Raw genomic sequence first — 10,122 nt, forward strand, 5'->3', positions numbered from 1 at the left:
CGAGAATAATCTCCGGCAAAATGGCAAAGGAATTCAGCCGATTTGGGCTTCCGTCCATCTTTAATTTCTTAACAGGCTTTTTTGAAATCCTAGGTGCCATTGGCATGATAGTAGGGATATGGTATCCAATTGTAGCTTTGTTATCTGGATTACTTCTAGGAGCGACCATGCTGGCTGCAGCCTTTACGCTGCTTGTGATCGCACGTGATCCATTTACAAAAGCGATCCCAGCAATAGTGCTAGTTCTGCTGTCATTTGCAATTACCCTTTATCATTTAAACCTGTAAAAATACTAAATTAACTAGTCTATTGTTCCTGTCTAAGCAGCATCGCATTGAATTAACTATATAACAGATAGTTAATTCAATGCGATTGAGGCGATAGAATGGCGATTATTGAAGTATTTCCCAACAGTCCGACAGCAATTCAAGATGCGGTTGYATTGTCGAATGAAGGCGACGTCATTATGGTACATAGAGGCGTGTACCATGAAAATGTGCAGGTATCAAGTGAGAAAAACAACATTCGCATCATATCCAAGCAGAAGCATGGTGCGACGCTAGACGGAAGCTGTATGCTGCTTGAAGCTTTTGAGCTAAATAGTGTTGCAGGTGTCGAAATCTATGGTTTTAGAATTAAGAACTATCTTTCACGTGGTATTCAGCTTATTAACGCCAAATCCAATCATATTCTTAGTAACAAAATTAGCGATATAAGCGGTGGCGTTAATCCGCTTGGTATTTTTGTGAATAATTCTGTGGGCAATCTGATCATGAAGAATTCTGTAGAACGAATTGGAAACGTGGGATCGGGATCGGGCATTACCCTGCAAGCGGTCACTGGAAACTGGGTGATCAAAAATAAGCTGACAAACAATTCAGCCCAAGGTATCGAAGTCATTGACGGCAACCATAATGCGATTGTGGGTAATCAGATTTCCAATAATAAAGGTGACGGAATTCTGGTGAATCGACTAGACAATAACCTTATTTATGATAATAAGATAGCTAATAATGGAAATAACGGAGTGAATGCGCAGAGTACGAATACGATCATTTTGGATAGTAAAATAAAAGGCAACTGTGAAAATGGCCTACTGATCACATTTAATTATAACTTTGCTGGATTTAATGAAATCAAAGATAATAAGCAAAGCGGTATACAAATATTCGCGGATTTTAACGACATTCAGAACAATAAAATTGAAAAAAATGAAGACAACGGCGTTTTCATCCATCATCCACATACAGCAAATATGGTGTTCGAAAATCAGTTTAAGCGCAATAACCCGCATAACATTAAAGATCAAGGCGAGAACAATAATATTATCCAGAATACGATCAAGGATTAATCATCATCCAACGAACAAAACAGGTTGTCGTAGTCATACTCGCGGCAGCCTGTTTGCGATCCAACAAATCATAAAAAAACACAGACGCGTGAAAGTTATCACATGGAGTGTAGGATTCAATCCATGTATGATCAAACTAACCGTTAATGGGTAATTATGGATGCGGGTGGTGGTTGGATGTACAAAGCATTAATTGTTGATGATGAAAAAATCGAACGCGAAGGTATCATATTCTTAATAGAGACGCTGGGGCTAACTTTGGAAACGGCTGCAGCGGAGAACGGCGTTAAAGCAATGGAATATTTGCAAAATCACGAAGTAGATATTCTGTTCACTGATATTCGTATGCCTTTTATGGACGGACTGGCTCTTGCAGCGAAAGCAAAAAGTCTCAATCCCAAGCTTAAAGTAATAATTCTAAGCGCATTCGGGGATTTTGAGTATGCGAAGCAAGCGATTCAAATCCATGTTGTTCACTATTTGCTCAAGCCCGTTGAGGTAGCCGAGTTTCTGGAAGTAGTCGCGCAGGTTATTAAGTTATGCGATGAAGATCGGGTGGAACGGGAACAAATGCTGAAGCTTCAACAGGTCTACGAAATCGGTAACCGTTACGTACAGGAGCAAATGCTGCTTGAATTATTGCAAGGAACCGAGTCTACACGCCTTGCCCGAGCAGGTGAGAGCCTTTACGGTTGGTTGAACGAAGATACAAGAGTTCGAATGGTGCTATTCGATATGCGGAAGAAGTTTTTTGATTCCGTTGATAGTGGGTTCGAAGCCAAGTTGAAATCTAGACTTCCTTGGGAATGTATGTATTTGAATCTGAATGAGTATCAAAGTGTGCTTTTTTTACGTATGGAAGAAAGTTGGGACAACGTAAGCATCGAGCCATATGGCTTACAGCTGCAAGAGTTTCTAATTGATAAATATAACGCAGATCATATGCTTGTATTCAGCAGAATACTTAACGGTCTTAAGATGATTTCAACCGAATTTCAGGAGATGGAAAAAGCATTGGAGTACAAGTTTTTCCTGTCTGCTTCCGCTTTGATGTTCACTGAAGAAACCTACGCTCCACGGCAGGAAGAACCAGCAGATATCGACGACTTACTGGGTGAAATCACAACCTACATAAGCAATAGCGAATCTCATTTGATTCGAACTGGCATCGAAAAAATGTTTATGGTGCTCCAAACCAGCAATAAACTTTCCACTATTTATGTGAAATACATATGTACAGAAATTGCAAAAAAATATGTCCAGGCTTATAAGCGTGAATACAATGCTTCCTTTCAAAGATTTGTTGAGCAGATCTATACAACACAAAACCTGCTTCAGCTGAAGGATCTGATGATCAACCTAATAGAAGAGCGTGAGAAATCGTCTTCCGAGTCCCCCAGAAAAGTGATCTGCGAGGTCCTTAAGCTGATTCACCGTGATTATGGACAGGATATCGGCTTGGAGTCTTTGGCGGAGAAGGCCGGCTTGTCCCCCAGCTATTTAAGCCACCTTTTCAAGAAAGAAACTGGAGCTAGCCTTGTGAAATATATGACTTGCTACAGGTTGGATAAAGCGGGGGAACTGCTTCGGAGTACGAATAAGAAAATTTCTGATATCTCTCAAGAAGTGGGCTATACGAGCTTCGCTTATTTCTGTTCTATTTTCAAAAATTATTACGGAAAAACTCCCGCCAAGTATAGAGAAGGGGACTCCCCATGAACCGCTGGCCGAATGTGCTTAAAAACATGCGCTTCAAGCAAAAGCTTATTCTGTCGTATCTCGTTGTAAGCTTGATACCTCTAGCCTTGCTAGGAACCTATTCGTACAATCAGTCCAAAATATTTCTCCAAAAACAAGCGATCCAGGGGTTGCAGAATACGGTGGGAACGTTAGCAAGAGGGATGAACGATAAGACGGAACAGGTTGAGCGTACGGTAGACTCCGTGGTGATGAATACAGGCCTCCAGCGCATATTTGGTACTAATTATGTAAGCCTTACACTACTTTCAGAGGACCTAAGAAATTATGTGAGTCCCTATTTTAGCATGATCAAGAATTTGAACACGGACATCCTCCAACTTACCGTTTATACATCTGGCAGAATGCCCGAGTATGGTGATTATATTCTTTCGTTAGATCGGATTAAGGAAGGGAGTCCGTGGTACAAGGATGCAGCGGAGCAAAAGAAAACGGGCTGGTACCTTGAAGAACCAGAACTCGCGGTATACAGACAGTTTCCAACGATCCTATATAACCAGATGTCCGGCATCCTGTATTTGAAACTGAATAAGGAACGTTTTTTTGATTCGCTTACATCAGTAACTACAGCCCCGTCCGCACGGGATGGGATATTTATCTCTGACAGAAATAATCGTATCGTTTACTCCAAACACAATGAAGCTGCGGCAATCCAACAACAGATGCTACAGAATCCAGAACGGTCCAAGGATATGGTCGAAGTTGACGGCCTTCGGTACATTATGATTCAGGAGCCTCTTCATCAAGCCAATTGGACGCTTTATTATTACATACCGGAACAGGACATTTCCATGGATGCAACCAGTATTGTAAAAGCGACGATTGCGCTCATTATTACATGCATGGTTATTTTGGTTGCCCTTATATCGGTATTTTCGCATACCATGATCAAACGGATCTATCATCTTAATAAATTGATGAAGCAAGTGCAATTCGGGAATTTGCAGATGGATATTCGCAGCGAGAGCAGGGACGAAATAGGGGAATTAACGAATCGCTTCGGTATCATGCTACGCCGGATCAATGAACTGGTGACGGAAGTATACCAGAATAAACTTATTCAAAAGGAAGCGGAATTCAAAGCGCTCCAAGCACAAATTAATCCCCATTTTTTATATAACACGTTGTCAGTCATTAACTGGAAATCATTGAAAATAGGCGCTACCGATATAAGTCATGTCGTAACTATGTTATCTAGATTTTACCGGACTGCTTTAAATCGTGGCGAAAGTATGACCTCTGTGAAGGATGAGCTGCAGAACACGCAGTCATTTGTGGAAATTCAGTTAGTAATGCACGATTATAGCTTCGATGTCAGCTACCAAATTGACGATGAGGTCTACCAGTACGACACAGTAAATCTATTGCTTCAGCCGCTTGTCGAGAATGCAATCGTGCATGGGATTGACCAGAAGGAAGAAGGTAGGGGAAAGCTGATAATTACAGCTCTTGCAAATAAGGGTTCGATTGAAATTACTGTAACGGACAACGGACCAGGTATCGATAAGAAACTACTTGATGAGATTCTGATCCAGCAATCCAAAGGGTACGGATTAAAAAATGTGAACGAGCGGATTAAATTAGTGTTCGGGCAAGCGTATGGCATCGAAGTTCTCAGTGAAATTGGACACGGATCTACGATGAAAATGACAATTCCGAAATATAAAAACATGAAATCGCAATAAAACGATAATTTTCAAAAAAATGAGATAAATCAATGAAATATACGCTGTGCTATAGTAAATATCAAGTGAATGCGCATTCATTTCATATCGATGGGAAAGGAGAGGGTTTTTTGCAGGAATCTGTTGTTGCTAACCAGAGGACCGAAACCATTTCCAGAACGAAAAGCGAGCTCAGACGGAAAATAAGAAGCTATCATGTTCTTTATTTCATGCTGCTGCCAGGTTTGCTTTATTTTCTTATTTTTCACTATATCCCGATCTATGGCGTTGTGCTTGCTTTCAAAAACTTCAAAATTATGCAAGGCATTATGGCGAGTCCATGGGTGGGGTTCGAGCATTTTCAAAAAGTATTTGCAGATCCCAATTTCTATCGTGTCTTAAACAATACGCTTATTATCAGTCTGTATAAAATCGTATTTGCCTTCCCGATTCCGATTATATTCGCTCTCTTGCTAAGTGAAATAACTAGAGAACGGTTTAAAAGAATCGTTCAGACGATTTCCTATTTGCCTCATTTTATGTCATGGGTTATTCTGGCAGGGATTTTCATTAGCATCTTTTCGCTGAACGGTCCTGTCAATGCGATCGTCAAACTATTCGGTGCAGATCCTATCCTATTTATGGCCGACGATCGTTACTTTCGTTCTATCCTGGTCCTCACAGACATTTACCAAGGGTTTGGTTGGGGCTCCATCGTTTATTTTGCGGCGATAGCCGGGATTGACCCGCAGCTTCAGGAAGCGGCAATTATGGATGGTGCCAGCCGTTTCAAAAGAATGATCTACATAACGCTGCCGATGCTGCTACCCGTTATCTCTATCATGCTTATTCTTCGTATGGCTCATGTGCTGGATGCCGGCTTCGACCAAATTTTCAATATGTATAATCCCAAGGTGTACGGGGTTTCGGACATACTGGATACTTTCGTGTATAGAAAAGGTTTGCTGGAAACGAATTATAGCTACGCGACAGCGGTGGGGCTCTTTAAATCCGTCGTAGCTCTTGTTCTAATCGTGCTCGTCAATAAAACCATTCACATGATGGGAGGAAAGGACCATACCCTTTGGTAATCCGGGGTGTTGGACGGAGGAATTCTGCCTATGATTGATACGAGAAAAACGAYCGCAGAGAAGATCGGCGAAATATTGCTCTACCTGATTATGATTATGATCACGCTTATCACCTTGTACCCTTTTTGGAATCAAGTCGTGACGTCAGTTAGTGCTGAAAACACCTTATATACGACCGGTATGTTACTTATTCCGAGCAAGCTTTCTTTTGAAAGCTACCATGTTATTTTTCAATACAAAGCGATTTGGTCCGGATATGGCAATACGATACTGAGAACGATTCTGGCCGTAACTTTTAGTTTAACTTTTACCGCGTTGTTCGCATATCCGTTATCCAAAAAAGATTTGCCATTCAACCGAACACTTACATCACTTGTTCTATTCACCATGCTATTCAGCGGAGGCTTAATTCCGAATTACCTGCTCATTAAGAAGCTGGGCATTTATAATTCCATTTGGGCTCTTGTATTGCCTAGTATGATCAGTGCGTTCAATGCATTAATTATGAGAAATTTCTTCCGATCTATTCCAGAAAGCTTAGAAGAGTCAGCGCGTGTGGATGGGGCGGGGTACTTCTTTATTTTTTCGTGCAGAAGTATTTTGTAAAAGGGATTATGATCGGTGCCGTTAAAGGTTAAACAATGGGAATAGAAAGGGTGATTGGTTTGAAAAAGGTTCTTCCAGTGACATTAAGCGTAGCGTTATGTGGGGTCGTTCTAGCTGGCTGTTCAACGGATAAAGCTGTAAACGGGGAGCAAGCTGCTACACCTCAGGCAGATAAAAAATACAAGCTAAGCTATTTGAATCAGAACTACGATAAAACTGTTAAAGATTCCTATGCCATCAAATATGTAGAGAAAAAATTCAATGTCGAAATTGAACAGCTTCCAAGATCTAAAGACAACTACAAGGAGGAGCTGCTGCTAAAAGTAGCTTCTGGCGAAATTCCAGATGTTTGGGTGGATCTAGGCTTTCCCGAGTATGAAAAATTGGTGAATCAGGGTGCCGTTGCCGAAATCCCGCAGGAGCTTATTGAGAAGAATGCGCCCCATTACTGGGCTTGGCTGAAAAAGCATCTGGGTGATGATCCTTTGAAGTTCTATAGGAGAGACGGCAAGAACTATTCCATGCCAATTATTCAAACATTGGGGCCAGACCGTACGGTCGTTGGTTTGCGTAAGGATTGGCTTGAAAATGTAGGCATCACGAAGAACCCTGAAACTTTGGATGAATTCGAAGATGCTTTACGCAAATTCCGAAATAACGATCCTGATAAAAACGGCAAAAAGGATACCTATGGTTGGACGGGTCAAGCTGTAGGTGTCAAGGATATATTCAGCCCGGTGTTCGGTGCATTCGGCGTGTTTCCAGGCACATTCACGGATAAGGATGGTAAAGTCGTTCGGGGAGAGATTGAGCCGGGAGCGAAACAAGCCCTAACCTTGCTTAACAAATGGTACAAGGAAGAGCTGCTTGATCCCGAATTCGTTCTGAACAAAGGTCAGAATATCGACGATAAGATCATCTCAAGCAAAGCTGGAATTGTAACCGCTTCCTGGTATCAGTTTATCACGAAGGCCGCCTTTTTTGACGGAAAATATTATGATAAGCTGCGTGCCAATGTGCCAAACGCCAACTGGCTGTTAACTGCAGGACCCAAGGGTCCAGAAGGACAACAGGGCACCGTTCAGTTAAATCCGATCGCAAGCTCAGGTGGTCAATTCGGTAAACATATGGAAAAAGACAAGGAGAAGATGGCCAAATACTTGCAGGTTGCGGACTCTACAGCTTTTGATGCGGAGACTTTTGAGAATATCGTGTACGGGGAAAAAGGCAAAACCTACAATAAAGGCGAGAAAGGTGATTATAAGTATCTCCCTCCATTTGATAAAGAAGAAGAACAGATCAAGTTCGGTATTGGACAACAGTATACGTTCCTTGGCAAATCATTCAACGATTATGACTTCCAGACTCCCTATATGACCCTTAACGAGTTAATGTCCTTGCGGAAGGCCTCCGAGCATATTGGCAAAGGAAAATATGATATTATGCAACCAATTGCTATAGCTGCCTATAACGAAAACGTCGATGCACTCGACCAAATGACACTGAAATATTACATCGATATCATTACCGGACAGCGCCCTGTAAGCGATTTCGATAAGTATGTGGAAGAGTGGAAAAAAGCCGGTGGATCCAAAGTAATGGCCGAAGCTCAGAAGAAATATGAAGAAAATTTCAAAAAGTAAGATTACGCGACAATTTCATGAAATGAAGGAAGGTGTTGACGATGGACATGGCAATTCAGTCTACTCGTAAGCAAGTCTGGCACCTGTCATCCCCTGATGGGAGGCTGCAAGTCAGTGTGCTGCTAGATGATCAAGGAAGCTTGTCCTATTATGTAAAAAAAACAGATACTGAGCTGATAACGGCTTCTCCACTTGGGATCGTTACAGACCGGGCGGCATTTAACGAAGGTTTGCAATTTGTTGACATTACCACTACAGAAATCAATGAGAGCTACTCGATGCCACATGGAAAAATAAAACAGTGTATCAATCAAGCTAATGAAATGACCCTTCATTTTAGTAAGCAGGCTCACAGGCTGCAGGTGATCTTCCGGGCTTACGACGATGCGATTGCCTTCTGTTATCAATTGCCTGAAGAAAGTTTTATTCAGATTCTCTCTGAACCAACCGGGTTCGCGCTTCCTCAGGACCGTCTAATCAACGTGTGGGCGCAGAAATTCATGGAGTGCTATGAGCGCACTTATGATCATAGCATGCTTGAGCTGATGGAAGAGGATGGCTATGCGATGCCCATGCTATTCCAGATCGGCAACGATGGCTGGATGCTTCTTAGTGAAGCAGCTGTTTACGGCAGCTACTGTGCCTCCCATTTGAAAGTAAGCAGGAAACAATCGCGTTTGCTGGAGCTTGCTTTTGCACCGGATCAGGAGGGGCCGAATGTTGCGGAGGGACCTTTCGCTACCCCTTGGAGGGTGGCCATTATCGGCGATGAGCTATCGACGATTGTCGAATCCATGGTGGTCTTTCATTTGAACCCACCGAGTGCAATTGAGGACACGTCGTGGATTCGTCCAGGTCGCTCAGCCTGGTCATGGTATTCAGACAGTCTTTCCTGCCGCGATCAGGAGAAACAGCTCCGATTTGTTGACTTTGCAGCTGACATGGGATGGGAATATTCCCTTGTGGATGGCGGCTGGGATAGGGAGGAGAGCACGGTCAATGTACCTGAATTAATCCAGTATGCTGAAACCAAAGGTATTGGTATCTGGCTATGGAGTCATTTCAAAGGCCTCAAAGACGAAGAAACTTGCCGGAGCAAAATGGCTTTGTGGACAGCCTGGGGAGTGAAAGGCGTCAAAGTCGATTTCTTCGATAGCGATTCTCAAGAACGAATTCAAGCGTACGACATGATAGCTGAAGTAGCACTTGAGCATAAACTAATGATCAATTACCATGGAGCTACCAAGCCCTCTGGCGAACAACGGCGCTGGCCGCATGTGATGACGAGGGAGGGTATTTTTGGAGCGGAGTATTGGAAAAATCCGTTGAATGAGGGGCCGAATGCGGTACATAACTGTACAGTGCCATTTACCCGGAATGTGGTCGGCTCCATGGACTATACACCAGTCACTTTCACCAATCTAACCCGTACCGGTCACTGTCATCAACTTGCGTTAGCCGTATTGTTCGAATCCGCGGTGCAAAACTTTGCAGACTCCATCGAAGCTTACGAGGTAAGTGCAGGCAAGTCTTTTCTACAGCAAGTGCCTGTAAATTGGGATCAAACACTGCTGCTAGAGGGGTACCCGGGGCGTTATGTCACGATGGCACGCCGTAGTGGTTCGGATTGGTTCGTAGGCGCAATCTGTGCGGCTAGCGGGCGGACAGCTCGTGTGAACCTCGACTTTCTCGAGGATGAAGTATCCTATACGGCGGAAATATACGAAGAAGTATTCGATAAGCTGGATCATTACCGTTTTAAACATTCCGCCGAAATATTCGTTCGACAAGAACCGGTCACCAGGAAGGATTCACTCCTTCTGAAACTGAGAGTCAACGGTGGCAGTGTGATCCGAATTGTAAAAGCTGAAAATTAAAATTAAACACACCTATATTTGTGTCCCTAGATAACGACACAAATATAGGTGTGTTGACTTTCCATGATATAATTTACTGGAAATCGTTTCTATCCTATTTTCACAAGGGAGCCTATCCATGAACATATCTGA

Annotated in this window: 8 protein-coding genes; all 8 read left to right on the forward strand. The window is 42.8% G+C overall.

The window, feature by feature from the left end:
• Positions 1 to 287: DoxX family protein (locus tag AC1DUA_RS18600; RefSeq protein ID WP_477501186.1), on the forward strand; the 287-nt coding region annotated here is incomplete at its 5' end.
• 98 nt (positions 288 to 385) lie between these two features.
• Entirely contained in the window at positions 386 to 1,351 is a 966-nt protein-coding gene (locus AC1DUA_RS18605) for a right-handed parallel beta-helix repeat-containing protein (RefSeq protein WP_477501187.1), read from the forward strand.
• Between the two features lie 177 nt (positions 1,352 to 1,528).
• Positions 1,529 to 3,070, forward strand: coding sequence for a response regulator (locus tag AC1DUA_RS18610; protein WP_477501188.1), 1,542 nt, complete (start codon positions 1,529 to 1,531; stop codon positions 3,068 to 3,070).
• Positions 3,067 to 4,794 (forward strand): sensor histidine kinase, encoded by a 1,728-nt coding sequence (locus AC1DUA_RS18615; RefSeq protein WP_477501189.1) that lies wholly within the window; start codon positions 3,067 to 3,069, stop codon positions 4,792 to 4,794. The genes AC1DUA_RS18610 and AC1DUA_RS18615 overlap by 4 nt, the downstream gene beginning before the upstream one ends.
• 110 nt (positions 4,795 to 4,904) lie before the next feature.
• Positions 4,905 to 5,864: an ABC transporter permease gene (locus AC1DUA_RS18620; RefSeq protein ID WP_477501190.1), complete on the forward strand. Its 960-nt coding sequence runs from the start codon at positions 4,905 to 4,907 to the stop codon at positions 5,862 to 5,864.
• Positions 5,865 to 5,894: 30 nt separating this feature from the next.
• Positions 5,895 to 6,470: a carbohydrate ABC transporter permease gene (locus tag AC1DUA_RS18625; RefSeq protein WP_477501191.1), complete on the forward strand. Its 576-nt coding sequence runs from the start codon at positions 5,895 to 5,897 to the stop codon at positions 6,468 to 6,470.
• A 59-nt stretch (positions 6,471 to 6,529) separates the two neighbouring features.
• Entirely contained in the window at positions 6,530 to 8,113 is a 1,584-nt protein-coding gene (locus AC1DUA_RS18630) for a type 2 periplasmic-binding domain-containing protein (RefSeq protein WP_477501192.1), read from the forward strand.
• Between the two features lie 41 nt (positions 8,114 to 8,154).
• Complete coding sequence (locus AC1DUA_RS18635) at positions 8,155 to 9,990, forward strand: glycoside hydrolase family 97 protein (RefSeq protein ID WP_477501193.1); 1,836 nt, start codon at positions 8,155 to 8,157, stop codon at positions 9,988 to 9,990.
• Positions 9,991 to 10,122: the final 132 nt, after the last annotated feature.

The organism is Paenibacillus sp. 01T422 (assembly GCF_056398785.1).